The 24,998-nt window shown below is 60.3% G+C and carries 17 protein-coding genes; 10 read left to right on the top strand and 7 right to left on the bottom strand.

Going from position 1 to position 24,998, the window contains the following annotated elements:
* Position 1: 1 nt before the first annotated feature.
* Positions 2-1,156 (bottom strand): alanine racemase, encoded by a 1,155-nt coding sequence (gene alr, locus ACQY1L_RS22355; RefSeq protein WP_430244632.1) that lies wholly within the window; start codon positions 1,154-1,156, stop codon positions 2-4.
* A gap of 124 nt (positions 1,157-1,280) precedes the next feature.
* Here alr and ACQY1L_RS22350 point away from each other — a divergent pair, with 124 nt between their 5' ends.
* The 8 genes from ACQY1L_RS22350 (at position 1,281) to ACQY1L_RS22315 (ending at position 14,320) form a co-directional block, all read left to right on the top strand.
* The gene (locus ACQY1L_RS22350) at positions 1,281-1,745 is read left to right on the top strand and encodes an Lrp/AsnC family transcriptional regulator (RefSeq protein ID WP_430244629.1); all 465 of its coding nucleotides are present in this window, start codon (positions 1,281-1,283) and stop codon (positions 1,743-1,745) included.
* 176 nt (positions 1,746-1,921) lie between these two features.
* Positions 1,922-3,361, top strand: a complete 1,440-nt coding sequence (locus ACQY1L_RS22345; protein ID WP_430244626.1) for an NADH:flavin oxidoreductase — start codon at positions 1,922-1,924, stop codon at positions 3,359-3,361.
* Complete coding sequence (locus tag ACQY1L_RS22340; RefSeq protein WP_430244624.1) at positions 3,358-4,881, top strand: cytochrome c; 1,524 nt, start codon at positions 3,358-3,360, stop codon at positions 4,879-4,881. The genes ACQY1L_RS22345 and ACQY1L_RS22340 overlap by 4 nt, the downstream gene beginning before the upstream one ends.
* The gene (locus ACQY1L_RS22335; RefSeq protein WP_430244621.1) at positions 4,878-5,309 is read left to right on the top strand and encodes a hypothetical protein; all 432 of its coding nucleotides are present in this window, start codon (positions 4,878-4,880) and stop codon (positions 5,307-5,309) included. Before ACQY1L_RS22340 ends, ACQY1L_RS22335 begins: the two co-directional genes overlap by 4 nt.
* Positions 5,306-6,787: a cytochrome c gene (locus ACQY1L_RS22330; protein ID WP_430244618.1), complete on the top strand. Its 1,482-nt coding sequence runs from the start codon at positions 5,306-5,308 to the stop codon at positions 6,785-6,787. Before ACQY1L_RS22335 ends, ACQY1L_RS22330 begins: the two co-directional genes overlap by 4 nt.
* An 18-nt stretch (positions 6,788-6,805) precedes the next feature.
* Complete coding sequence (locus ACQY1L_RS22325; protein WP_430244616.1) at positions 6,806-9,613, top strand: c-type cytochrome; 2,808 nt, start codon at positions 6,806-6,808, stop codon at positions 9,611-9,613.
* Position 9,614: 1 nt separating this feature from the next.
* Complete coding sequence (locus ACQY1L_RS22320; RefSeq protein WP_430244613.1) at positions 9,615-11,447, top strand: GMC family oxidoreductase; 1,833 nt, start codon at positions 9,615-9,617, stop codon at positions 11,445-11,447.
* Positions 11,447-14,320, top strand: a complete 2,874-nt coding sequence (locus ACQY1L_RS22315) for a hypothetical protein (RefSeq protein WP_430244610.1) — start codon at positions 11,447-11,449, stop codon at positions 14,318-14,320. Before ACQY1L_RS22320 ends, ACQY1L_RS22315 begins: the two co-directional genes overlap by 1 nt.
* A 15-nt stretch (positions 14,321-14,335) precedes the next feature.
* Here the strand turns inward: ACQY1L_RS22315 and ACQY1L_RS22310 are convergent, their stop codons facing one another.
* Positions 14,336-14,803, bottom strand: coding sequence for an Lrp/AsnC family transcriptional regulator (locus ACQY1L_RS22310; protein ID WP_062458856.1), 468 nt, complete (start codon positions 14,801-14,803; stop codon positions 14,336-14,338).
* Between the two features lie 200 nt (positions 14,804-15,003).
* Here ACQY1L_RS22310 and putA point away from each other — a divergent pair, with 200 nt between their 5' ends.
* Together putA and ACQY1L_RS22300 are read left to right on the top strand one after the other, a co-directional pair.
* Positions 15,004-18,660, top strand: coding sequence for a trifunctional transcriptional regulator/proline dehydrogenase/L-glutamate gamma-semialdehyde dehydrogenase (gene putA, locus ACQY1L_RS22305; protein ID WP_430244607.1), 3,657 nt, complete (start codon positions 15,004-15,006; stop codon positions 18,658-18,660).
* A gap of 7 nt (positions 18,661-18,667) precedes the next feature.
* On the top strand, positions 18,668-19,741 hold the full coding sequence (locus ACQY1L_RS22300) for a lactonase family protein (RefSeq protein ID WP_430244604.1): 1,074 nt from the start codon (positions 18,668-18,670) through the stop codon (positions 19,739-19,741).
* A gap of 3 nt (positions 19,742-19,744) precedes the next feature.
* On the opposite strand, the gene copD is transcribed toward ACQY1L_RS22300, so the two are convergent.
* From copD to ACQY1L_RS22275, 5 genes are all read right to left on the bottom strand, one after another.
* On the bottom strand, positions 19,745-20,629 hold the full coding sequence (gene copD / locus ACQY1L_RS22295) for a copper homeostasis membrane protein CopD (RefSeq protein ID WP_430244601.1): 885 nt from the start codon (positions 20,627-20,629) through the stop codon (positions 19,745-19,747).
* Positions 20,626-20,988, bottom strand: a complete 363-nt coding sequence (gene copC, locus ACQY1L_RS22290) for a copper homeostasis periplasmic binding protein CopC (RefSeq protein ID WP_430244598.1) — start codon at positions 20,986-20,988, stop codon at positions 20,626-20,628. Before copC ends, copD begins: the two co-directional genes overlap by 4 nt.
* Before the next feature lie 11 nt (positions 20,989-20,999).
* The gene (locus ACQY1L_RS22285) at positions 21,000-22,364 is read right to left on the bottom strand and encodes a PepSY-associated TM helix domain-containing protein (protein ID WP_430244595.1); all 1,365 of its coding nucleotides are present in this window, start codon (positions 22,362-22,364) and stop codon (positions 21,000-21,002) included.
* A 91-nt stretch (positions 22,365-22,455) separates the two neighbouring features.
* Complete coding sequence (locus ACQY1L_RS22280; RefSeq protein WP_430244592.1) at positions 22,456-22,863, bottom strand: hypothetical protein; 408 nt, start codon at positions 22,861-22,863, stop codon at positions 22,456-22,458.
* A 94-nt stretch (positions 22,864-22,957) separates the two neighbouring features.
* A complete protein-coding gene (locus ACQY1L_RS22275) occupies positions 22,958-24,859 on the bottom strand; it encodes a potassium transporter Kup (protein WP_062458874.1) in 1,902 nt (633 codons plus the stop codon).
* Positions 24,860-24,998 lie beyond the last annotated feature (139 nt).

The raw sequence follows: 24,998 nt of genomic DNA, 5'->3' as shown, positions 1-24,998 counted from the left end.
CCTAGACGTCTTGCAGCTGAACTTGGCGGTATAGTCTTTGGTAACGGTGTCCTAGGCCCGTGAGTATCTCATAGGATATCGTTCCGGCGGCCTCGGCAATCGCTTCCAGCGTCTGGTGTTCCCCGACCACCTCGACGAGACTGCCGAGTGTCAAAGTATCCTTTGGCAGCGCGCTGACATCGATGATGATGCTGTCCATGGAAACCCGCCCGACGATCGGCAGTCGTACGCCAGCGTGATACACTGCACCCGTGCCGCTGAGGGCACGGGGCAGGCCGTCCGCATAACCGGCTGCGATCGTTGCCAGATGCATCTCTCGGTCAGCAATATGCGATCCGCCATAGCCGATCCGGGTTCCGGTCGGCACGGTACGTGTCTGGACCACGGCGACATCGAGTCTGACGACCGGCTCCATCGGGTTTGGAGCTCCGACGGTCGGGTTGCCGCCGTAAAGCGCAATGCCGGGCCGCGCCAGCGTGTGGTGGAAATCGCCTCCTAGAAAGATGCCACCGGAATTGGCGAGGCAAATCCGAATTCCCGGAAACAGACCAGAAAGTCTTTCAAATTCCGCCAGCTGCTCGCCGTTCATAAGGTGTCCGCCTTCGTCGGCGCATGCGAGATGGCTCATGACGAACTGGAATTCCAAGCCGGCATGCTCGTTCATTTCCCGGGACAGGATGCTGCATTCTTCCGGCGACAAACCGAGACGGGACATGCCGCTGTCGACCTGCAGAACTGCGGGGAGCGATCGGCCAACCTGACGGGCGAGCTCAGACCAGCGGCGCAACTGAGGCAAGGAGTTGAGGACAGGGATGATGCCGTCGGCAGCGCAGCGCTCTTCATTTCCGGGCTGCAGTCCGTTCAGGACATAGAGACGTGCATCGGCAGGGAGAGTATCCTTGAGCCTGATGGCCTCGACGAACTGGGCCACGAAAAAGTCCCGGCATCCGGCATCGCCGAGCGTTCTTGATACGACCGTTGCCCCAAGTCCATAGGCATCAGCCTTCACGACCGCTGCGCAGCGTGCCGGTCGAAGCATGTCGACGAGCGTTTCGAAATTGCGCCGGAGGGCACCCAGATCGATTGTCAGGTATCCGGATGCACCCTCGGCAAAGAACTGTACTTCGGCGTCACCAAACGAGGACGAAATATCCATGATGCTGCCCTCCCTATGAGAGCAGATTATTTGAATATTCGGTGAGTTTGGTGCTATTTGATGACAGGATGTGCGACAAATATCGATATTCTGGTGAATTCTGTCGTGTTTTGAAAGAATATGCATGGAAGCGATAGATGCGATCGACCGTAACCTTCTCCGGCTCCTTCGTCTGAACGGGCGGATCAGCAATGCGGCACTGGCCGCGGAAGTCGGGTTGTCTGCCTCCGCGTGTCTCAGGCGCGTCAAGCTCCTGGAAGAAGCCGGCGTCATCCGCGGGTATACGGCGCTGATCGACAATGGCCAGATCGAGAGCGCCATCGCCGTGATTATCAACATCACGCTGGAGCGGCAGACCGAGGATTACCTCAACCGGTTCGAAGCTGCTGTGAGGAAACATCCGGAAATTCGGGAATGCTTCCTGATGACCGGTGGCTCGGATTATATCTTGAGGGTGGAAGTTGCGAGCGCCGGCGCGTTCGAGCGCATCCACAAGGAAATCCTGTCGGCACTTCCCGGGGTTTTGCGGATCCATTCCAGCTTTTCCATCCGAAACGTGCTTGCCTCACGTTCGAAAAACCGTCGTTAGAAGATCGCTCCCGACAGTTCACCTTCGCGAATTGAGGCCGGTTTCGAGGTTGCATATTCCCGTTGCAAGCTCGATAAAATTGCAATAACGTGATCATCAGTCACAAGCATTTTACGCATAGCATCCAAAAATTCTGACCTTTGAATTTGGCGTCCTCTTAACTCAGCGGGCGAACGATGATGCATGACGATCAGCAGTACACTCACGAAGACAATTCCAGACAGATCTTCCAGGAGCTGAAATTCCGCTCTTTGACGGTGAAAAACCGTCTTTTCCGATCGAATGTCTCGGGGCAGTTCGACGATTACAACGGTCACGGCGGCTCTGCGCGTCTGAATTGGGAGGAGAAATTCGCCCGCGGCGGGGTCGGCTGTATCATCTCGTCCTTCACGCCGGTTTCCGTGCGTGGGCGAATCCTCGTGCGCTACGCGATGATCGACAATGACGACAAAATTCCGTTCTGGAGGGCGGTCGGCGAACGGGTTCACGCCCACGACTGTCGGTTCTTGATGCAGCTCAGTCATTCGGGCCGCCAGCAGGACATGGGCGGTGCTGAAAACCTCTACAAAAGGGGACTGAGCTCAACGAACAAAAGCGATTACTTTCACGGCCTGCTCGCCGAAGCGATGAGCAGGGAGGATATTCGCACTGTCGTCGAGCAGTTTGCCCAGGGCGCGCGCCGGGCCAAAGAGGCCGGTCTCGACGGTGTCGAGCTGCATGGCGCCAACGGCTATCTCATCACGCAGTTTCTCAGCAGCGGCATCAATGACCGCATCGACGAATATGGCGGCGACTGGGAAGGGCGGGCGCGGTTCGTGCTGGAGATCGTTCGCGCCATTCGCCGCGAGGTCGGTCAGGACTTTCACCTGCAGATGAAGATCAACGGGGTCGATCACAACGACTGGCTCTATCCCTGGATCAGGAAGGGCAATACGCTCGACGAGACGGTCAAGATCTGTACCCTCCTGCTGGATGGCGGCAAGGGTGTCGATGCCTTCCATATTTCCAGCGGGTCGACCTTTCCGCACCCCCGCAACCCGCCGGGTGATCTGCCCCTGAACGACCTGCGGCGCTGGTATGACGGCATGCTTTCGCAAGGCACAAGGGCGCGTTTCAACTATTCGATCTTTTCGAATCCGGTCCTGGGACCTGCATTTGTGGCCTGGTGGCGTTTCCGGCGGGGGAAAGTCATCGAAGGCATCAACCTCGATTATGCCCGCGCTGTCACGGAAGCGGTCCGGGGCATCGATCAAAGCGTCAAGGTTCTCTGTACGGGCGGTTTTCAGCATGCCGATGTGATCGGCGAGGCGATCCGCAGCGGCGCCTGCGATGGCGTCAGCATGGCAAGACCGTTGATTGCCAACAATGATTTGCCGAAGATCCTCAAGACCCAGAATGGCCCGGACAAAGGCCGCGAGTGCACCTATTGCAACAAGTGTCTTCTCAATGATCTGGAGAACCCTCTCGGCTGCTACGAGGTAAAACGGTATCCCGGGTCAACGTTTGAGGCCCGGCATCAGAACATGATCGACGAGGTGATGTCGGTGTTTACGCCGCCGGCCTTTCCGGGAAGCGTTGTGGCGACACCACCTCAGGCGGTGGAGGCGGAGCCATGAGTGATCTCAACGATCCGCTGACCCCGGTCGAGATCGTCCTCGGGCGCAAGCGGAAAATCGTCGTGGTGATCGCAGTGCTTGTGCTCGCAGCGATCGTCTACTGGCTCGTTTTCGTCAACCAGTATGTCGTCGCGTTCCGAAACCAGGAAGATCATTTCCTCTACGGCTCGATTGGCAGCGAGGCATCGACCGGGCCACCCTATTGGGTCTTCAAGGCGCTGCCGGTGATGTATGCTGACAAGCTTGGGCCGGCCGGATGGGGTCATTTCGGCATGCTTTACGAGGAGCCGGGCGACGACCTGCCGATCGGCGTCTCCAGGCGTATCGTGTCCGGAGTCGATCGCGTCTGGCTGAACTGCTCGGTTTGTCATGTCGGAACCTACACGCTTCCGAACCAGACGGAGCGGCATCTGGTCTACGGTGCACCTTCAAACAATTTGCGGCTTCAGGAATTCATTCTCTTCTTCATCGACCTCGGGTCGGATCCCGGGTTTACCGCCGACCGGCTGATCGCCGCGATCAACAGTCCAGAAGTCGGCGGTCATCTCAATGCGTTCGAGCAGGTGGTGTATCGCTATGTGATCTTTCCGCGCCTCCAGGCGGCATTCGCAGATCTCGGCAAACGGCTGACATTCGTTGCGCGGCAGGAGAAATGGGGACCCGGGCGGGTGGATACATTCAACCCCTATAAAAGCCTGCAGTTCAACTTTCCGATGGACGCTGCATCGATCAGTGATGCAGCGCTGAACGGAAGCTCCGATTATCCGTCGATCTGGCAGCAACGCCCGCGGGAGGGAATGAACCTTCACTGGGACGGCAATAACAATTCGGTTGCCGAGCGCAACCTGAGCGCAGCACTCGGCGCAGGTGTGACACCGGTAACGGTGGATCGATCGTCGATCCGCCGCATCGAACAATGGATGTGGGATCTTCCCGCGCCACAGTTTCCGGCAAAGGTTGATGTCGACGCTGCCGAGCGCGGCAGGGAGGTGTTCTCGGATACCTGCGCCGGCTGCCATGGGATGAAGACAGGCGGAAACTATTCCTACAATACCGATCATTTCAAGCGGCTCGGACGGACGGTCGCGCTGGCCGATATCGGGACGGATCGCGGCCGCTGGGCCTCCTACACACCGGATTTTGCGGCCGCACAGAACCAGCTCTATGCGGGCTATCCGTGGCGTTTCAAGCGGTTCCACAAGACCAACGGCTATGCGAACCATCCCCTCGACGGGATCTGGGCCCGCTCACCCTATCTGCACAATGGGTCCGTACCGACGCTGCGCGATCTGCTCGAACCCTCGTCGCAGCGGCCGGCCCGGTGGTATCGCGGCAGCGAGGTGCTCGACCTGGCACGGGTCGGATATCGATCCGACGATGCGGCACCGGGCGATCAGCTGTTTCTCTATGACACCTCGAAAACCGGCAATTCCAACCGCGGACACGAGGGCAAAGCTTACGGCACGGAGCTTTCCGGAGCCGATAAGGACGCCCTCGTCGAATACATGAAGACGCTATGATCAGGACCCGCTCGCTCAGCACCTGGAAGGCCCGTCACGCCATCGTCGTATGGATCGGCGTGATCCTGAACCTGTGTTTCGTGCTGCCGCTGATCTTCTGCCCGGAATGGCTGCTTTCCCTGTTCGGCATCGTCGTCAACCAGGTGATCTGGGCGCAGTTCGCGGGCCTCCTGCTAGGTATTCTCTCCGTTTTCTATATTCCCGCGTCGATCGATATCGACCGCTACCGTATCTTTGCCTGGCTGCAGGTCCTTCCATCGCGCACAGCCGGCGTCGTGTTCTTCCTGCTTGCCGTGACGGTGTTCGACCAGCCGATCGGCTATATCACCGGTGTCCTTCTCGATGGTTCGGTGGCGATCCCGACGCTGATCTGCCTCCTCAACATCAGTCGCCTTGAACAGGAACTCGCCGACGGGGGCCGCTCATGAGTGTGCGCAAAACCCGGCTGTTCTGGAAAGGGCTTCTGGCGCTGCTGGTCGTCGTCGTGGCGGGTGCGCTTTCCGTTTATCTTCTTCTTTTCCGCCCGGTTGCCGCCCCTCGTACGGAGGATCTCGCCCGGCTTTTCAATCACGGCTCGATCGGCAATGAAGAGGTTCAGGGCCTGCCCTACTGGATCTGGCGCGTGCTGCCGCAGATCTTTCCGGAGCATGTGCCGAACGGCAAGGATGGCTACGGTGCCTTCGGCATGTACTGGCGTGCCGGAGACAAGGTACCGATCGGCTTTTCGGTGACGGCACTGGGTGTCATCGATCGCGTCTCGCCCAACTGTGCCTTCTGCCACCAGGGCAGCTACCGGCTGAAACCCGATGAGCCTCGCGTGCTGGTCTCGGCCGGTGCCGGAACGCGCGTTGATCCGCAGGCCTATATCCGCTTCCTGATCAAGGTCGGTGCCGATGCCCGCTTCACCGCGGACCGGGTGATGCGGGAAATCACCACGATCTACGACATGCCGCTTTATGAGAGGTTGCTCTACCGTTTCGTTCTGATCCCGGCAACGCGCAAGGCATTTCAGGATCAGGCGCGGCGGTTCGCTTGGCAGGACACTCGACCCGACTGGGGCCCGGGCCGCATCGATCCTTTCAACCCCGTCAAATTCCAGAACCTCGAGCTCCCGGACGACGGCACGATCGGCAATTCCGACATGATGCCGCTGTGGAACATGAGCGAGCTTGCCCCGACGAACATTCGCAACTTCTCGCTTCATTGGGACGGGTTGCAAACGGATGTGCGCGAAACCGCGGTATCGGGCGCCATCGGCGATGGCATGAGTTCCAAAACCTTTCTGCGGACCCAGGAAAACCTCGACCGGATGATCGCCTTCACCTCGGTGCAGCGGCCGCCGCCTTCGCCGTTCAAGAGTAGTCGTGAGACGGACGATCCCCTTCGGGTTGACGCCTCCGCCGTCGATGCGGGGCAGGGGATCTACCAGGCGCAGTGTGCCGTTTGCCATGACACGAACGGTGCGCGCTACCGATCTCCGATCCCGATTGTCGAACTCGGAACGGATCGGCATCGCATCGACATGTGGAGCCCCGCGGCGAAGTCCCGATATGCCGATTACGAGACTGGCTACCGGTGGGGGTTCACGCATTTCCAGAAGGCGGAAGGCTACGTGGCCGTCGATATGGCGGGCCTGTGGTTGCGCGGGCCATATCTCCACAATGGCAGCGTTCCGACGCTTGCCGATCTCCTCAAATCTCCGGAACAGAGGCCGAAGCAGTTTTATCGCGGCTCCGATCTCGTGGACACGGTGAACGGGGGTTTCGTCAGCGCCGAGCAACCGGAAACGGGCGGGTTTCTCTATGACACGAGCCTGCCGGGCAACGGCAATGGCGGCCATCTCTGGGGCACGGACCTGCCGCAGGCCGAAAAGGACAATTTGCTCGCCTATCTGAAGACACTTTGAAACCGGGGAGGGGGACGCATGCACGGTTGGACCAAGAAAGCGAAGCGTTTCCTCTTCTGGCTGGTCACGACCGCTGCCGCTTTGGTGGTGATCGTTCTGTTCGTGGCCGGCTTCGTCGTCTGGTCGCTCATCCAGCCGCCATCCGATCAGTTCGGCAAGGTCGAGGACGAGGCCAAGTTTGCGCGGCGCGACGTTTCCAGTCTGCCAGCCGCAACCGAGCCCTATTTCGCCGAGATGGACAAGGGTCTCCTCAAGGGGATTGAGGGAGGGGAGTACCCGCAGGAAATCCGCCAGATTGCAGGCGCGACGGGGCTTGACCCCGAGGCGATCCGACAGGCGGCAATCCGCGGTCAGAATGCCTGGATTGTCTGGACCGGCGGCAATGATCGCTTCTGGGATTTTGCCGCGCGCAACACGATCGGAGCATTTGATCTTCTGAAGACGGTTTCCTCGCATCCGAGCCAGGCCTATGGCCGCGATAATCGCTTTCGGTATCTCGGGCTCGTCAATGAGCCGGGCTTCGATGAGGCGACGGGACCGGACCCGAAACACTTCGGACTGTGGCTCGACCAGCGCCGGACTGACACGCCTCCCGATCCGTTCGGCGGCAATCCGGACGCGGACAGGCGATACCCAGGCGTGGAAGTGGGTGCGCGGGGTAAACCGGTTGAGTTTGAAGCCCGGGAGGTGACCCTGCCGGTCGGCTCCTATTACGGGGAACCGACCGGCGTCATGGGGCTGCGCCTGTTTCCCAACCCGGATTTCGACTTGAAGGCCTCGAAAAAGTGGGACCCCGACCGCTACTATAACGACCCTTCCTACTACAACGACAAGGATCTGGTGCGTCCGTACCGCGTCGGAATGTCCTGCGCGTTCTGCCATGTCGGACCGAACCCGATCACGCCGCCGGCGGATGTGGAAAGGCCGCAGTTTTCGCAGATCACCTCGAACCCGGGAGCGCAGTACTTCTGGGTGGACCGGATCTTCTTCTGGAACACGCAACCGCGCGGCGAGGACGATAAGCCGACCTCGAACGAAGGCAATTTCCTTTTCCAGCTGTTCCACACCAATCCGCCGGGCTCGCTGGATACCTCGCTCGTTTCGAGCGATTACATCAACAACCCTCGCACGATGAATGCGGTCTATGAGACAGTAGCGCGCCTTGGAGTTGCATCCGGTACGGGCTGGGAAAATTTGACCGGCGACGAGCTGGCGAACAAGCAGTTTCAGGATTACTCGCAGACGGCAGCACTGCATGCCTTCTTCAACAAGCGGGATGGCAAGTCTGCCTCGATGCGGGTGCTGAAGGATGGGTCTGACTCCGTCGGCACGCTTGGGGCGCTCAACCGTGTTTACTTGAACATCGGGCTGTTCAGCGAAGAGTGGCTTCTGCACTTCCGCCCCTTCCTGGGTGGCCAGAAGATATCGCCAATCCGCGTTCCGGATGCACAGAAGAACTCCGTCTATTGGCAGGCGACCGAGACGATGACGGCCGACATGGCGATCTTTTTTCTCGTCACCGGTCGCTCCGATCTCCTCAAGGACGCGCCGGGCGGAAAGGAGCTGCTGGCCGCGCTGGATCAGCAGCAGGTAGCCCGTGGTCGTGATGTCTTCGCTGAAAACTGCGCGGCGTGCCATTCGAGCAAACAACCAAAGGCTCCGGCCGAATTCGGCGTTGGCGAGGGCATCTGCGAGGGCGGCGGCGCGGGGCCGCAGTACCGTGAATGCTGGGACCGCTACTGGGCATGGGCACAATCGGCGCAGTTCAAACAATTGATGCGTGCGCATGCCGAGAAACCGGACTTTCTCGTCGACAACTATCTGTCAAATGAACGAAGGGTGCCGATCGATCTGGTGCGCACCAATGCGTGCAGTGCCATCGCCACCAATGGCCTGGCCGGCGATATCTGGGATAACTTCACCTCGTCGACATACAAAACCCTGCCTGCACCGAAGGAAGTGACGGTGCATCATCCGGTTTCGGGTGCAGCAACGCCGATGCAATCACCGGGTAACGGACGCGGCTATTTGCGACCGCCTTCGCTGATCAGCCTCTGGTCGACGGCGCCCTATCTCCTCAACAATTCCGTCGGGCACGAAATCCCCTATTCCTACCCGCGTTATGGGAAGGATACGGAAAGCGGGCCGGTTGGGACGTCCGGTACGCAGGCGAACTCCGGCAACGGAAACTACCCACGATCTCCCAGCGCCTGCCCGGCTGCGGATCCCAAAGACCCCTACATGCCCTGTATCGAAAACCGGCTTTCGGCCTTCGACACGTCGATCCGGCAGATGCTTTCACCGGAAACGCGGCGGATGGACAAAGCGACCGAAGAGGCCGTGCCAGGCTATATCTATCGTACCAGCGCCCCTTCCTGCCTGATCATCCCAAAAGGCTTCGTGCCGGATCAGATCCGCCCCTTTAGCGGCTTGCTCAGCCGCATTGCGCCCTGGGCGTTCAAGGATGACGGATCGATTGCACTCGGGCCCTTCCCGTCGGGATTTCCGGTCAATGCGCTGGTCAATACCAAGCTTTTGCCGGATCATGACGAAGATGCCTGGCCCGTTTACAAGCGGCTGATCACCAATGGTCCCGGCCTGGTTTCGGCCTTCGCAGAGCTGGGCGGGCAATGCTCCGCGCAGGAACTCGCCGACCCGGCGGTGCGGAGCCATTCCGAGACGGTCGTGCGCGAGACCGGCCTGATCGATCGGCTCGTGACCCTCAGCAAGTGCCCCGATTACGTCGTCAATGCGGGACATGCCTTCGGCTCGGATCTGTCGCAGGCGGACAAGGACGCATTGATTTCATTTCTGAAGCAGCTTTGACATGGCAGGGAGCGAAGCGACCCACGACTACATCGTGATTGGCGCCGGTGCGGGTGGGGCGGTCGTGGCTGCGCGGCTTGTGGAGGCGGGGTGCACCGTTCTGGTGATCGAAGCTGGTGGTGATCCGCTCGCCGAACGGCCTTACAGCGATGCGGTTGCAGATGACGACCCCGATATGCCTCTGGCCGATGCTTATAAAGTGCCGGCGTTCCATGCCTTCGCGTCCGAACACGAGGGTTTGGCGCGTGATTACTATGTCAGGCATTATGAGGATACGGCCGTGCAGAAACGCGACTGGCGGTACTGCGATGAAAAGGGCGGAATTCTCTATCCCCGTGCACAGGGGCTGGGTGGCTGCAGTGCCCATCATGCGATGATCATCGTCAAACCGAATGCCTGCGACTGGAACCATATCCGCGACCTCACAGGCGACGAGAGCTGGCGGGCTCCGCATATGCAGACCTATTTCGAACGGATCGAACGCTGCCGCTACCGCATCTTTTTCTGGCGCTGGCTTTCCTTCCTCACTGGTCTCAATCCGACCGGACACGGCTGGTGGGGCTGGATGCAAACGGAACTGGTTTTTCCGCTGAGACCAATCCGCGACCGCCTGCTGTTGAGCTCGCTTCTGCGCTGTGTGCGCGCGGCAGCTGATGCCTTCGGTCATTCCGGGACGCAATGGGAGACGGCGGAAACCGATCCGAATGCGCACCGGGTCTGGAACCCCTTCGCAAGCGGCATCCGCATCGCGCCCCTTTCCACCCGCAGGCATGTGCGGCATGGGCCGCGCGAACGGTTGCTCGACGTCAAGGCGAGGTATCCCGACAGGCTCGATATCCGGCTGAGAACAGCGGTGGCGCGTATTGCGATTGAGGATAGGCGCGCCGTGGGCGTCCACGCGATCGATGCGAACGGCAACGAACTCTTCGTTGAGGCGCGGCGAGAGGTCATCCTCGCAGCCGGCGCTTTCGCATCGCCGAAGATCCTGATGCTGTCGGGAATTGGCGATGCCGCTCATCTCGCTCGACACGAGATCGCCGTTGTCGAAGATCTGCCGGGCGTTGGCCGCAATCTGCAGGACCGATATGAGATCGGCGTCGTCAGCCGCATGAACAAGCCCTGGGCGACGCTTAAAAACGCAGCCTATTCGATCCGGGACGCAGAATACCGCAAGTGGCGGCGCTTTCGTCTTGGCAACTACACAAGCAACGGCCTGTTGTTTTCCATGGCGCTCAAATCGCGTGACAGCCTGAACGAGCCTGATCTCCACTGCTTTTCGCTGCTGGGTGATTTCCGCGGCTACTACAAAGGCTATTCGCAGCGGATCAGAAAGAAAGACTATCTGAGCTGGGTCGTGCTGAAGGCCTATACGGAAAACCGAGCCGGTACAGTGAGGCTGCGATCTTCGGACTGGCGGACAGACCCGGACATCCAGTTCCATTCGTTTGCTGAAGGCAGCGGTGATTACCGTCGCGATCTCGATGCGATGGTAAAGGGCGTCCGTTTCGTGCGCAAAGTTGCCGAAGGGATGGACGACCTCGTTGCCGAAGAGGAAGAGCCCGGCCGCTGGCGCGACAGCGACGAAGCACTGCGCAACTACGTGGCCGAAAACGCATGGGGTCACCACGCCTGCGGGACCTGCGCCATCGGGCCGCGTGACAGCGGCGGCGTGACGGACAGCCGGTTCAAGGTGCATGGCGTCGATGGGTTGCGGATCGTGGATGCGTCGGTCTTTCCCCGCATTCCCGGCTATTTCCTCGCCTGCGCCGTCTACATGATCGCCGAGAAGGCGGCCGACGTTTTGCTTTCGCCACCACAGGGGGAGATGGCGTGATGACGCAGGTTCAACCACGCGGCCGGTCTCTCGTTCGGCAAGCCTATCCTTGGCTGAACGACAGGGTTGCGGATTTCGTTCGCGGCTGGCGACGTCTGGATGCGTGGGCCAACCGGCCGCTTCCGTTGAGGCGACGCGCCTACTGGAAACTGCTCGCCCCGGATCGTTATCCCTGGTACGCGCCGGCGCTGTTTCTGGTTCTGACCGTCATGCTGGCGCTTGGCCCCACCATGGAAACCGATTGGCCGAACCTCATTCTGCTGGTGATCGGACTTGTGCTTTTTCTGGGTCTCAACGCTCTTGCCGAGCGTCGCCAAGTCGCCAACAATTATCTGCTGACCGGGCAACTGACATGTCTGGTTGCGATGCTGGCATTGCTGTTGTGGAGTTCTCTGCCCGAGGTCTACGGAGAGATGGTCGCCGCACCCCGACTGCACGTGGGCGTGGCCGTCGTTCTTGCGATGACCGTCGCGCTTGCTGCTGCATTCGGTTTTGCCGCAGCGCTATTCAGGTCGACAGCCGATGGAGGATTGGCCGATGCCCTGCCAGAGGTGGAGCTGTTTCTTCCGAAGGATCGCTACAGTTTCGTGGGGGGCGGGGCGAAAGCTGCCTTCTTTTCCGCCTTGGCAATCGCTCCGGTTCGTTATCCGGTAGAACTCCTTCTGCCCGGGTCGCTGCTGACCCTGTTCGTCCCCGACCATCTTCTTGCCCTGATTTTCCTTTTCGTCGGCGGGATCATGTGGATCTTGCTTTTCCTCGGCATTCTCTTCGAGCGGCTGATGGAAATCATGAAGACGCTGGGCCGGATGTTTTTCATCGGTCCGCAGCGCGTGATTTCCATTCTCGTCATTGCCGTCGCCGGGGCACGGCTCGCGGAAATTCATTTCATCACGTACCTCTTTAATGGCGGCAGCACCGGTTATGGCAACCCGGTCCTGATGCTTTACATCCTGCTTTCGTATGCGTGCGCCTGGTACTACGGTTTCTGGGCCGACCAGTTCGTTGCCCGCAGGCTCATGCGCATGCTCACACTCAAGCCCGACTGGCGCACCGCCATATCGGTCGCCTATCCCTACCACGGTGATCCGACACTCAGCCGCGTCGAAAGCGAAGGTCGCACGATCAGTTTGCATGGCGCCGGCCGCTTGAAGCTGCGGGGTCACTACGAAGACGGGTATGCCGGCGGCGGCACGGCGCTCCAGTTCATGACGCCCGCGGAGCTGATCGGTCAGTTCCGGCGCCAGATCGAGCTTCGCTCCCGCGACATGATAAAGGCAGACGATCTGCTGGCGAGCCTGCGCAATTTCGAGCGGGCGGCGGTGATCTATCCGGTCATCGTCGGAACGTTGGCCTTCGGCCTGATTGTCGGGCCAATTGTCCTGACGTTCTATTACGCGGTGCAACCGCCGGAGCTCACAGTCCATGCCGAGGGTGGGGGAGGTCGCGATGCTCTCGCGTTCATGAAGAACCAGGATTATGAAAATGGCGACTGCTCACCTCTGAAAGCGGGCATGCCTCGCATCGCCATCGCGGCTTCCGGAGGCGGTACACGCGCTGCGATCTATACCGCCTCGTTGCTGAGGGGCTTGGCGGAGGCGGGACATGTCTGCGACGTGGTGATGGCGAGCGGCGTTTCCGGCGGGAGCGCTGCGCTTGCGTATTTTGGCTTGCACGAGGCGGAACTGCGCTCCCGCGGTGGCGTCGGCTTCATGGCTTGGGAGCGCTATTCGCGGGAAATGGCGCATCCTTATATTGAAGATGTCATCAATCGCGCCAGCGACCTGCGGATCACATTCGGTCGCTTTCACTGGAGACGTTTTACATGCGGCGAGCCGGCGGTGCCGGATGGTTCTGTGAGCGGCCTTGCACCAGCCCGCTCCAAACTCGGCCATATCCTGGCGGAATCCTTCGCCTGCCGAATGGGGGCGGGAAAGATGGGCGACGTCTCGTTTGGATTGATGCTGAATTCGTCGATCGTCGGATCCTATCCCGATCCTGGAAATCCGTGCCGCCGAGGCGACGGGTATTCGCTGCCGGAACAGGCCAGCCGGTGCCAGGGGTTGCTGGATGGCGCGGGCGCGGGCGGGCGGCTTGTGCTGACCAACATCGGATCGACCCAGACGATGCAGGCAAATACGTCGCCCGGGATGGAAATCGTCACCATCGACGAACCTGACGTCTCCGTGTCACGGGCCGCAGCATTGAGCGCCAATTTCCCCCCTGTGTTTCCGGATGCCGCCGTGGATATCATGCCGAGCAGCGGCACGGCCAAACGTTATTGGGTGACGGACGGCGGGACGGTCGAGAATCGCGGTACAGTGACCATGTATCGTGCCTTGCGCGATGCGGCGAGACGAGAACCCAAATCTTGCGGGTGCGGCAATTCGCCAAAGTTCGCCCCGCTCCACGTCATCGTCGCGGATGTTTCCGCTCTCGCGGGGCCCTATAGCGAAAGTTTCGGTTTCGACTCTGTCCTTGGAGCCGGTGGACAGCTCGGGCTCGGCATGGAAGCGGAACTGCGCGCCGACCTCAAAACGCTCTACGAAACGACCCACTGCAGCAAGATTTACTTTCATGACATCGTGATACCGCCGGTTTTTTCGAGCAATGGAGGCATCGGAACGCACTGGCTGCTGCCGGGCTCGATGACGTTTCGCGATCCTAACCATTCGGGCGAACAGGTTACGCTCCATGCCGAGGACGTCGAAAAACTCGTGTTGTCTCTGCACAGCAGCCGGGCCTTCAGCTATCAGGACAACGGGGGCGTCAAGAGGGTCTTGGGTTGGGCGCAGGATGGTCCCGGTAACCGGCATCGTGCCAATTGGGTCAGGCTGCTCGACATGTTGAACGGAAAGCTGCCGCCTCAACTCTGACCAGTGGTCTTGGACCTATCGTTCCTTCACCGCCTCCATGGCAACCGAGGTTGAGGTGCTTGCCACAAATGGCAGACTGGAGATTTTTTCGCCAAGCACTTCGCGATAGCGGCGGATGTTGGGTGTGCGAATCTTCAGGAGGTAATCGAAACGTCCGGCTATCATGTGGCACTCCTCGACCTCGGGAATTCGCCATACTGCTGCGTTAAACGCGTTGAGTGCCGTTTCGCGTGTATCGGACAGTTTCACCTCTGCGAAAGCCACATGGTCGAGGCCGAGTTTCTTCGGGTTGAGAACGGCGCGGAAGCCGAGAATGAAGCCATCCTGCATCAGCCTTTTCAGGCGCGCATTCACCGGAGTCTTGGACAAGCCGACTTTGTCGGCAAGATCCGTCACCGAGACCCGGCCATCGCCGACAAGGACATCCATGATCTTCCGGTCGAAGTGGTCGATATCCCCAGGTGTATCGCTCTTCCTCTCCATTTTCTCTGTCCTCCTCCCGAAACGTGGTGAATTTCTCCAAATTCTACCCATTTTCAGAGAAGCTATATAGAGCAGATTCGATTATTTTTCTCGCATCGCGGGATCGTCGCTGATCCGCTAGATTGGCTTGATATTCGGGAGGCGGAACAATGGCATCTGCGATGGAACACAACACATTCTTGCCTGGCTCTTTGGAGACCATGCCCTTTGAAGATTTCGCCCCGCCGATCCGGCCGCAGTCGGATTTGCGCAAGGCCATCACCGCCGCCTATCGCAGACCTGAAATCGACAGTGTGCTGCCGCTTCTCGAGCAGGCAACACTGCCCGCCGACCTCGCTGACAAAGTCCGTTCGACAGCGCGCGATCTGATTGTCGCGCTGCGCCGCAAGGCCAAGGGGTCGGGCGTCGAAGCGCTTGTGCAGGAATACTCGCTTTCCAGCCAGGAAGGCATTGCCCTGATGTGCCTGGCTGAGGCGCTGCTGCGCATTCCGGATATGGCGACGCGTGATGCGCTGATCCGCGACAAGATTTCCGGCGGAAATTGGAAGTCGCATGTGGGCGAGGGCCGTTCGCTCTTCGTCAACGCGGCGACCTGGGGACTTGTCGTGACCGGCAAACTGACCTCGACCGTCAGCGATCGCAGCCTTTCAGCGGCCTTGACGCGTCTGATCGCCCGCTGTGGCGAACCGGTCATCCGCCGCGGCGTCGATATGGCGATGAGGATGATGGGCGAGCAGTTCGTCACCGGTGAGACGATCGAGGAAGCACTGCGCCGCTCGCGGACCATGGAGCAGAAGGGCTTTCGCTATTCCTACGACATGCTTGGCGAGGCAGCGACGACAGGGGAAGACGCGGAGCGCTATTACAAGGACTACGAGAAGGCGATCCATGCGATCGGCAAGGCCTCTGCCGGACGCGGGATCTACAACGGCCCGGGCATTTCCATCAAGCTCTCGGCACTTCATCCGCGCTATACCCGCGCCCAGGCCGGCCGCGTCATGGAAGAACTTCTGCCGCGCGTGAAGGCGCTGGCCGCCATTGCCAAGTCCTACAATATTGGTCTGAACATCGATGCGGAGGAGGCCGATCGCCTCGAACTGTCGCTCGATCTTCTGGAGGACCTCTGCTTCGACCCTGCTCTTTCCGGCTGGGACGGCATCGGCTTCGTGGTGCAGGCCTATGGCAAGCGATGCCCGTTCGTGCTTGATTTCATCATCGACCTCGCACGCCGTTCCAACCGCCGCATCATGCTGCGTCTGGTCAAGGGCGCCTATTGGGATGCGGAAATCAAGAAGGCGCAGATCGAAGGCCTCGAAGACTTCCCGGTCTTTACCCGCAAGGTGCACACGGATGTCTCCTACATCGCCTGCGCCCGGAAACTGCTCGACGCGCGCGACGCCGTCTTTCCGCAATTTGCCTCGCACAACGCTCAGACGCTTGCCACGATCTATCAGCTGGCCGGACCCGAATTCAAGGTTGGCGATTACGAGTTCCAGTGCCTGCACGGCATGGGCGAGCCGCTCTATGAAGAGGTCGTCGGTCAGTCAAAGCTCGACCGGCCAGCCCGCATCTATGCCCCGGTCGGGACGCACGAAACGCTTCTCGCCTATCTCGTCCGCCGTCTCCTGGAAAACGGCGCCAATTCATCCTTCGTGAACCGGATCGGCGATGACCAGGTGTCCGTCGACGAGCTGATTGCCGATCCGACCGCCGTCGTTCGCGGCATGTCCGTTTCCGGCGGAAAACACGATCAGATCGCTCTGCCTGCCGACCTGTTCGGCAAGGACCGACAGAACTCCCTGGGGTTCGATCTCGCCAACGAAACGACGCTTGCCTCCCTCGCGTCCGTGTTTCAGGAAGGCGCCCGGGCTCCCTTCACAGCCGCTCCAGAACTTGGCGATGGAACTTCATCAGGTGAAACGCGGCCGGTGCTCAATCCGGCTGACCATTCGGATGTGGTCGGCTCAGTCACCGAAGCAAGCGTGGAGGATGCGCAAAAGGCAGCGTCTCTCGCACAGGAAGCCTTTGCCGAGTGGCAGTCCGTTGCGCCGCAGGAACGGGCTGCCTGCCTCGAAAGGGCTGCCGATGCCATGCAGGAAAGCATGCCGTCCCTTCTCGGCCTGATCATGCGCGAGGCCGGGAAATCCCTGCCGAACGCGATTGCCGAAGTGCGCGAGGCGATCGATTTCCTGCGCTATTATGCGGAACAGGCCAAGCGCACGCTGGGGCCGGGGCACAAGGCGCTCGGGCCGGTGGTCTGCATCAGCCCGTGGAACTTCCCGCTGGCAATCTTTACCGGACAGATCGCGGCCGCTCTCGTCGCCGGCAACAGCGTGCTGGCAAAGCCTGCCGAAGAAACGCCGTTGATCGCAGCGGCAGGTGTGAAACTTCTCTATCAGGCCGGCGTACCACGCGGCGCGCTTCAGCTTTTGACGGGTGATGGAAAGATCGGCGCAGCACTCGTGGCCGCCCCCGAAACACAAGGAGTGATGTTTACCGGTTCAACAGACGTCGCTCGCCTGATCCAGGCCGAGCTTGCCGGCCGGCTGTCGAACGCCGGAAAGCCGATCCCGCTGATTGCCGAAACGGGCGGCCAGAACGCAATGATCGTCGATTCCTCGGCTCTGGCCGAACAGGTGGTCGGCGATGTCATCGCGTCCGCCTTCGACAGCGCCGGTCAGCGTTGCTCGGCCCTCCGTGTCCTGTGCCTGCAGGAAGACATAGCGGACCGCGTGATGACCATGCTCCGCGGCGCCCTGGCCGAACTGACCGTCGGGCGCACCGACCAGCTGAAGATCGATATCGGGCCGGTCATCACAGCCGAAGCGAAGGGTGTTATCGACGGCCACATCGATGCGATGCGCGCCAAGGGCCGGCGCATTGAGCAGGTCGCTATCCCCGCTGCAACGGCCGCCGGAACCTTCGTCGCGCCGACGATCATCGAACTGGACAGCCTTTCCGACCTCGAGAGGGAAGTGTTCGGACCTGTCCTCCACGTCATCCGCTATCGCCGTGAGGATCTTGACCGGCTGATCGACGATATCAACGCCACCGGCTACGGACTGGCATTCGGCCTCCACACGCGTCTCGACGAAACGATTGCGCATGTGACGAGCCGTGTCCGGGCCGGCAATATTTACGTCAACCGCAACGTCATCGGTGCTGTCGTCGGCGTGCAGCCGTTCGGCGGACGCGGCCTCTCGGGCACGGGGCCCAAGGCCGGCGGTCCGCTCTATCTCGGCCGCCTGCTGCAGCAGCCGCCGGTGCCGCCGCGCCACAGTTCGGTTCATGTCGATCCGGCGATCTCGTTGCTGGCCGAATGGCTGCGCGCCAAGGGCAAAACCGAGGACGCCGAAGCGATCCGCGAACTGGGTGGCGAATCCGCTCTCGGCATGTCGCAGGAACTTCCCGGCCCCGTCGGCGAGCGCAACACCTATAGTCTGCATCCGCGCGGGCGCATCCTGCTCGTGCCGCAGACAGAGGCGGGTCTCGTTTCCCAGCTGGGTGCCGCGCTCGCAACAGGCAACAGCGTCACCATCGACACGGACTCCGGCCTGGAGGGCAAGTTCTCCGATCTACCGGCCGAAATCGCTGCCCGGATCATCTGGTCTTCCGATTGGGCAAACCATGGACCCTATGCCGGTGCGTTGGTGGAAGGCGACGGCAATAGCCTGATCTCCGTCTCGCGCCGTGTTGCCAGCCTTCCCGGCCCGCTGGTGCTGACGCAGGCGGCTTCCTCAGCTGACGTCGCCGGCATGGATGATCCCTATTGCCTGAACTGGCTGCTTGAAGAAGTGTCGGTCTCCGTGAATACGGCGGCCGCTGGCGGCAATGCGAGCCTGATGGCGATAGGGTGAGGACAGCATGGACGATCTTCAGACGGCGCGCGTCATCATAGGCAGCTACACGGAATCGATGCCGCATGTGGAGGGCAAGGGAAAAGGCGTCAGCCTGCTTTCCCTTGATCTAAAAACAGCGCGGTTCGAAGAGGTTGCGGCGTTTGAAGCGATCCGCAACCCCACCTATCTGGCGCTCGGGCAGGATGGACACGTTCTCTATGCCGTCGAGGAACTCGACGACGAGGCGCAGGCGGGCGTGGTTGTCCTGCAGATCGACGGGGACGGCGGTCTAAACTTGGCGAAGCGCGTCTCGGCGAGAGGTTCTGCGCCCTGTCATGTCTCGCTCGACAGGTCAGGGAAACGGCTGTTCGTTGCCAATTACGGCAGCGGAAGTGCGGTCGCTTATGGCCTTGATCATCAGGGTCTTCCTAATGACGACGACGTCACGGTCATCGAGCGGACAGGATCCGGCCCCGTCACCGACAGGCAGGAAGGCCCGCATGTGCACCAGGTTTTGGTCATGCCTGGCGATCGGCATGTTCTCGTTTGCGATCTCGGGACTGACGAGATCGCCAGATATGCATTCGGCGATCAGGGAATAGGCTCAGAGCCGGATGTCGTGCTGCACGTGCCCGGCGGTTCACTGCCGCGCCATATCGTCTGCTCGCAGGATGGACGCAAGCTCTATGTCGCGCATGAGGCCGCCTGCACCGTCGGTGCCTATGCCATCGAGGGAGACAATTTCACGCTCCTCGCCGAAACCAGCACAGTGCCGGCGGATTTTACCGGCACGTCGTCCTGCGCGGCGATCAAAATTCATCCGAACGGCAGGTTTCTGTATGTCTCGAACCGCGGCCACGACACGATCGTCGCGTATGAAATACTTGCCGATGGCGGGTTGAGAACCCTCGGCTTGTATCCCACCATGGGCAAAACCCCACGGGATTTCGCCATTGATCCCACCGGTCGCTATCTCATCGTCGCCAACCAGGACAGCCACTCGCTGGTCTTCTTTGAGATCGATGGGGAACACGGGACGCTGACGACCATCGGCGAGCCGTTCGAGATCGGCAGTCCCGTCTGCGTCCTGTTCGCCTGACGTCTAGACCGGCTGCAAACGACCGAAATAGGCGACGAGGGCGAGCACTCCGAGGCTAAGCCCAATTTCGATGACCGTCGCGCAGACGAGGCTTCGATACATCAGCGGGCTGCGGTCGAGCAGCCGCACGAAGACGTAACGGTTGACGATTGCCAGCGCGACCATGGTTGCAACGATCACCACCTTGGCCGAAAGCAGCAGCTGATAGGGCAATGACCAGTCGACTGGCAGGCCGCCGACGATGAGCCAGGTGCTGAACAGCCCTGTCACGATCACAAGCGCCACGGCAACATGACCTGCCCTGGAAAAGCCGATCAACGCGGTCGTGGCATCGTGTCGTGTCGCCTGCTCCTTGAGAGCGGGGAGAAGCAAGGCGACCGGTAACAATGCCCCGAACCAGAATCCGGCCGAGAGAAGATGCAGCAGATCGTTCGCCCGGTGCAGCAGGCGCAACGGTCCATCGTGGATGGCGGCATGTCCGGAGATCGGAAGGCTGGCGAGAGCGACCAAAGCCGCCATCGCTGTCGGCAAAATTTTTGAGCGTAAAGAGGATGTGGAGGCTGCAAACAAAAGTCCCGCGGCAACAGCCTGCACAATCCAGACGGTGCCGATGCCGGTCTGGGTTATGACCGTCCACAGCATACCGAGATCCGCCACAACCTGCCAGCCATCGCCGAGAAGGGCGGCGTTGAGTGGTAGAGATGCAGCCGTCGCCAAGCAGATTACGAGCACCGACAGGCCGCGGATCGGTGTGAGCTTCGCCCACACCGTCTGCCGCAAGCCGTGCGGCACACACCCGGCGATGTAGATTGCGGCGCCCCATAGAAACAGGGCGCTTGCGTAGAAGCCGAAACGGCAGACTACAATGAGGGTCTCGGCAGTCGTCACGGCTTCACGGTGAACGTGTAAGTGCCGTTGGTCTTGTGGCCATCGACCGAAAGCACATTCCATTTGACCGTGTAGGTGCCGGGCTTGAGCGGCCCGGTGACCGGCGCCGTCAGCGTCTTGTCCGCGTCTTTCAGGATGCCCTTGCCGATCTCGATCTCCTTGCCATCGGGACCAAGAAGGTGAAGCTTGCTGAACGGCAGGTTCAGGGCTTCGGAAAACGACAGGTCCAGTTCTTCCGGCGATGCGACGGAGGCCTTGTCGGTCGGCGTCGTCGATTTGACGCTGGCATGGGCGGCAGCCTGGCTGGCGGCTCCCATGAGGGCTGCGATCGCGAGCGAAGCGATTATCGTGGAACGCATATGTTTCTCCTTTAAGCGAAGGCGCGTTTGAGCGGTGGAACGAAGCGGACGATGATCTGGTCGAAGGCGATCATCACGACGATCGCAATCCCGCTCATCGGAAACGCGATGGCGAAAACCAGCGTGATGAGCCACAGACCGAGATAGACGGAACGGCTCGGCGGCATCGGCGGGACGCCAAGGCGGCCGGATGGACGGCGTTTCCACCACATGACGACAGCGGTGACGCAGGTAAAGACGATTGCAAGGCAGGTGGCGAGCATCAGCATCTGGTTAAACCGACCCCATTCCTGGCCCATATGAACATTGACACCCCACGCGACAGCCTTTCCAGGCGCCGGATAGAGCGGATAACCCATGTCGACCAGCGGTGTTCCGGAATACTGATCAATATGGATCGTCCTTTCCTTCGAAAGGTCGTCAGGAAAGATGGAGGCGGTATAGACGCCCGTTTCCGTGCGGGGGATCGCCGTATCGAAACCCGGGGCTATGCCCAGATCCTTCGCGATCGCGACGGCCTTTCCGAGGCCTATCGGTTCGCCGGTCAGCGTACCCGACATCGGCACCGGCGCCTTTTCGACGCTCCAGCCGCTATTGGGCGCGACATCGCCCGTCACCTTCTTCGACACCGGCACGTTGTCCCAAAGCTCTGCCGGATAGCCGAGGCCCTTGTCGGTAAGCCAGGCTTGGACATTGCTGCCCCAAGTGTTCGACCAGAACATGCCTGTGGCGGCGAGAAAGAAGATCAGCAACCCTCCGAAAGCGCCGGTGACCGCGTGCATGTCGCGCCAGAACACCCGCCGCGAAGGATTTCCGCGCACCGTCACCACACCGCCGGTCTGTCGCCGCGGCCACCAGAGATAGATCCCGGTCGCGACCAGAACCATGGCAAAGCCGCCGGCGATCTCTGTCAGGATGTTGGGAAATGTACCGAAATAGGCGAGGCTGTGGATGCTTCTGACCACCTGATTGAACTCTTCGGCGGACGCGACCGTATCCAGCACGTCGCCATCGTAGGGATTGACGAAGACGAGCGTGGAGCCGGCTTTGGACGACACGGTGACTATGGCGCTCCGTGTTGCCGAAGCAGGGTCCTTGTAAGAGCGCGCCACCGAACCCGGGACGGCGGATGCGGCGACTTCGACGATCCGGTCCGGCGAAAGCGGCGAACCGGCGGCTTCCACCTGGTAGCGATATGCAAAAAACGTATCGTTGATTTCGTCCTTGAACAGGTAGAGCCCACCAGTGATGGCGAGGTTGAGCATGAAGGGAATGGCGAGAAGACCCGCAAAGAAATGCCAGCGCCATAGGGCGCGGTAAAGCGAAACGCTCGAGGCGTCGCTTTCCGCGGGTGAGGCGGAAGTTAAGATGGTCATTCGGTATCATCCTGATGGCAGGCCGGGCTGTGCCGATCTGCAACATTGAACAAGCCGCGGGCAAAAGCCGCAGCGGAGGCTCAAATGATCATCAGGCGAAGGGGGGTGCTCGGGGACCGGTATTCGGCGGATATAACTGGCGGGTGATCTCGCCCACCGGGAACGGATACCTGGCCAGTTCTTGGGCGAGGAATACCCGTTCTGCGTGGATCGGCGCGGGTGGCACCATGGCCGCGGCGCTGATGCGGCAGGCTTCGCAGTCGGTCTTGGCGCCTTGGCTATGGTGGTGTTGTCCGTCGCGGTCAGGCCGATCGCTGTTTGACGTGACGCAGAGCGTCGGCAGCGTGCCGTCCGGCAGCACATACTCGGCATAGTCAGCCGGATCGAAACCGGTGGCTGCAAGGGCATGCGGCTGATGCGAGAGGCCGAGAACAACAAGCGCGATGGCGCATAGAATGCGCACCGCCCATTGTTCCGATTTACCGACCAGCCTTCCCATCGCGTCCTCGTGCACGGGGTTCGATCTTTCGATAGCACACCCCGGCGCAAGTACAATGCGGCATACTGTACGCGTGATGACGAACGGGATCAGGTCAGATCGCTACCTGCTCTCCCAGCTCGACGACACGGTTGGGTGGTAGCTTGAAATAGGCGGATGGGTCGATCGCGAAATCGGCCAGTGCCATGTAGATCTGCTCCTGCCAGGCCGGCAACCCGGTATTGGGTGTGCTGACCAGGTTGCGCCGTCCCAGATAGAACGAGGTCTGCATGATCTCGAACTTGAAGCCCGCCTTACGACAGAGCGTCAGTGCTCTGGTGACATTTGGCTCGTCCATGTAGCCGAAGGTGATGTCGAGGCGGATAAAACGCTTGGAGATGCGTTTCATTTCCACCCGTTCGCGATCGGGAACGTAGGGTTTGTCCTGCGTCCAGATCGTCAGGATGACGTTTTGCTCGTGCAGGACATGATTGTGCTTGATGTTGTGCAGCAGGACTGCCGGCGTCCGGTTGGGAACGCTGGTGAGGAAGATTGCAGTGCCGGGAACCACGACCGGCGAATGATCGGATTCCTTTTCGATCATCGGAATGAAGACTTCCAGCGGGATGTCGTTCCTGGCGGTCTTGTCCTTGATGTATTTCGAACCCTTCGTCCACGTCCACATTAGGATCATGATGAAGAAGGCGAGCGCCACGGGCACCCAGCCGCCGTCGTGGATTTTGAGAAGGTTTGCGGCAAGGAACACCGCTTCGATCAAGAGCAGCGGCAGCAGAAGTGCGCCGGCGATAAGGGCCGAGTATCCGCGCACCGCCCGCAAGAACTGGAACGACATCAGCGTTGTCACGACCATCGCGCCGGTGACCGAGATACCGTAGGCGGTTGCCAGCGATTCTGAATCGCCGAATGAGAAGATCAGCACCAGGACGCCGATGAACAGAATCATGTTCACGGCCGGAACATAGATCTGCCCGGTATTGGTTTCCGAGGTGAACTTTATCATCAGCCGCGGCAGGAAGCCGAGATGCACGGCCTGCCGGGCAAGCGAAAACGCGCCCGTAATGACAGCCTGGCTGGCGATGACGGTTGCCATCGTTGCCAGAATGACCATCGGCAGCAACGCCCAGTCCGGATAGAGCAGATAGAACGGGTTCTCGATGGCGGCCGGGTTGCTCAGGACCAACGCGCCCTGCCCAAGGTAATTCAATGCCAGCGCGGGAAATACGAGGATGAACCAGGCGACACTGATTGGCTTGCGACCGAAATGGCCGAGATCGGCGTAAAGGGCTTCCGCGCCCGTCACGGTCAGAAATACCGCGCCGAGCACGATGAGACCCGCCCAGCCGGCGTGGGTGATAAACCAGAGCGCATTGATGGGGTTGAGGGCCTCGAGGATGGTCCAATCGTCGCCGATATGGATCATGCCACCCCATGCCATGGCCAGAAACCAGACGACCGTGATCGGGCCGAAGAATTTGGCAACTGCTTCCGTCCCCTTGGACTGGATTGCAAACAGGCCGACCATGATTGCGGCTGAGAGCGGCAAAACATAGTCGGAAAAGGCGGGCGTCACGAGCTTCATACCTTCAAGCGCCGACATGACCGACAGTGCGGGTGTGATCATCGCATCGCCGATGAACAACGCCGAACCGATCAGGCCTGCAAAGAACAGGACAGGCATGTAGCCACCTGTTTTCTTCATCAAAAGGGCAAGAAGCGACAGCGTGCCGCCTTCGCCGTCATTATCGGCGCGAAGCAGGAACAGGACGTATTTGAACGTGACGATGATCGTCAGTGTCCAAACCATCAGAGAGATCAGTCCGATGACATGTTCGGGCTGGACGCCATTCTCTGAAAATGGTCGCAGAGCCTCCCGGAACGCGTAGAGCGGACTGGTGCCAATATCACCGTAGACGACGCCGATCGAGCCCAAGAGCAGGACAAGAAATTTCCGGTGGCCTGCGGCTTTGTCGGCCGAACCGGCGGTCGAGGATGTCATGCGGACTCCAGTCTGAGGGTTTTCCAACCGAACGAGCTTGAACGGTTTACTGCCGGAATAGACGCGTAAACACGTGTTTAACGAATTCGATCCACGCATTCCTATTTCATCTGAAGTCGCAGGTCGATATCCTTCAGCA

Origin of the sequence: Neorhizobium sp. DAR64862/K0K3 (assembly GCF_050500185.1) — a bacterium.
GTDB classification, from domain to species: domain Bacteria; phylum Pseudomonadota; class Alphaproteobacteria; order Rhizobiales; family Rhizobiaceae; genus Neorhizobium; species Neorhizobium soli.
Note: the sequence above shows the minus strand (reverse complement) of the source record. Positions and strands in the feature narration are given on the sequence as shown.

Bases quoted from the DNA above. Each gene is read 5' to 3' on its own strand.
- ACQY1L_RS22285 (WP_430244595.1), bottom strand. From the start codon at position 22,364: ATGACCATCTTAACTTCCGCCTCACCCGCGGAAAGCGACGCCTCGAGC.
- ACQY1L_RS22340 (WP_430244624.1), top strand. From the start codon at position 3,358: ATGAGTGATCTCAACGATCCGCTGACCCCGGTCGAGATCGTCCTCGGG.
- ACQY1L_RS22350 (WP_430244629.1), top strand. From the start codon at position 1,281: ATGGAAGCGATAGATGCGATCGACCGTAACCTTCTCCGGCTCCTTCGT.
- ACQY1L_RS22335 (WP_430244621.1), top strand. From the start codon at position 4,878: ATGATCAGGACCCGCTCGCTCAGCACCTGGAAGGCCCGTCACGCCATC.
- ACQY1L_RS22325 (WP_430244616.1), top strand. From the start codon at position 6,806: ATGCACGGTTGGACCAAGAAAGCGAAGCGTTTCCTCTTCTGGCTGGTC.
- copC (WP_430244598.1), bottom strand. From the start codon at position 20,988: ATGCGTTCCACGATAATCGCTTCGCTCGCGATCGCAGCCCTCATGGGA.
- ACQY1L_RS22320 (WP_430244613.1), top strand. From the start codon at position 9,615: ATGGCAGGGAGCGAAGCGACCCACGACTACATCGTGATTGGCGCCGGT.
- putA (WP_430244607.1), top strand. From the start codon at position 15,004: ATGCCCTTTGAAGATTTCGCCCCGCCGATCCGGCCGCAGTCGGATTTG.
- ACQY1L_RS22280 (WP_430244592.1), bottom strand. From the start codon at position 22,863: ATGGGAAGGCTGGTCGGTAAATCGGAACAATGGGCGGTGCGCATTCTA.
- alr (WP_430244632.1), bottom strand. From the start codon at position 1,156: ATGGATATTTCGTCCTCGTTTGGTGACGCCGAAGTACAGTTCTTTGCC.
- ACQY1L_RS22300 (WP_430244604.1), top strand. From the start codon at position 18,668: ATGGACGATCTTCAGACGGCGCGCGTCATCATAGGCAGCTACACGGAA.
- ACQY1L_RS22275 (WP_062458874.1), bottom strand. From the start codon at position 24,859: ATGACATCCTCGACCGCCGGTTCGGCCGACAAAGCCGCAGGCCACCGG.
- ACQY1L_RS22330 (WP_430244618.1), top strand. From the start codon at position 5,306: ATGAGTGTGCGCAAAACCCGGCTGTTCTGGAAAGGGCTTCTGGCGCTG.
- ACQY1L_RS22315 (WP_430244610.1), top strand. From the start codon at position 11,447: ATGACGCAGGTTCAACCACGCGGCCGGTCTCTCGTTCGGCAAGCCTAT.
- ACQY1L_RS22345 (WP_430244626.1), top strand. From the start codon at position 1,922: ATGATGCATGACGATCAGCAGTACACTCACGAAGACAATTCCAGACAG.
- ACQY1L_RS22310 (WP_062458856.1), bottom strand. From the start codon at position 14,803: ATGGAGAGGAAGAGCGATACACCTGGGGATATCGACCACTTCGACCGG.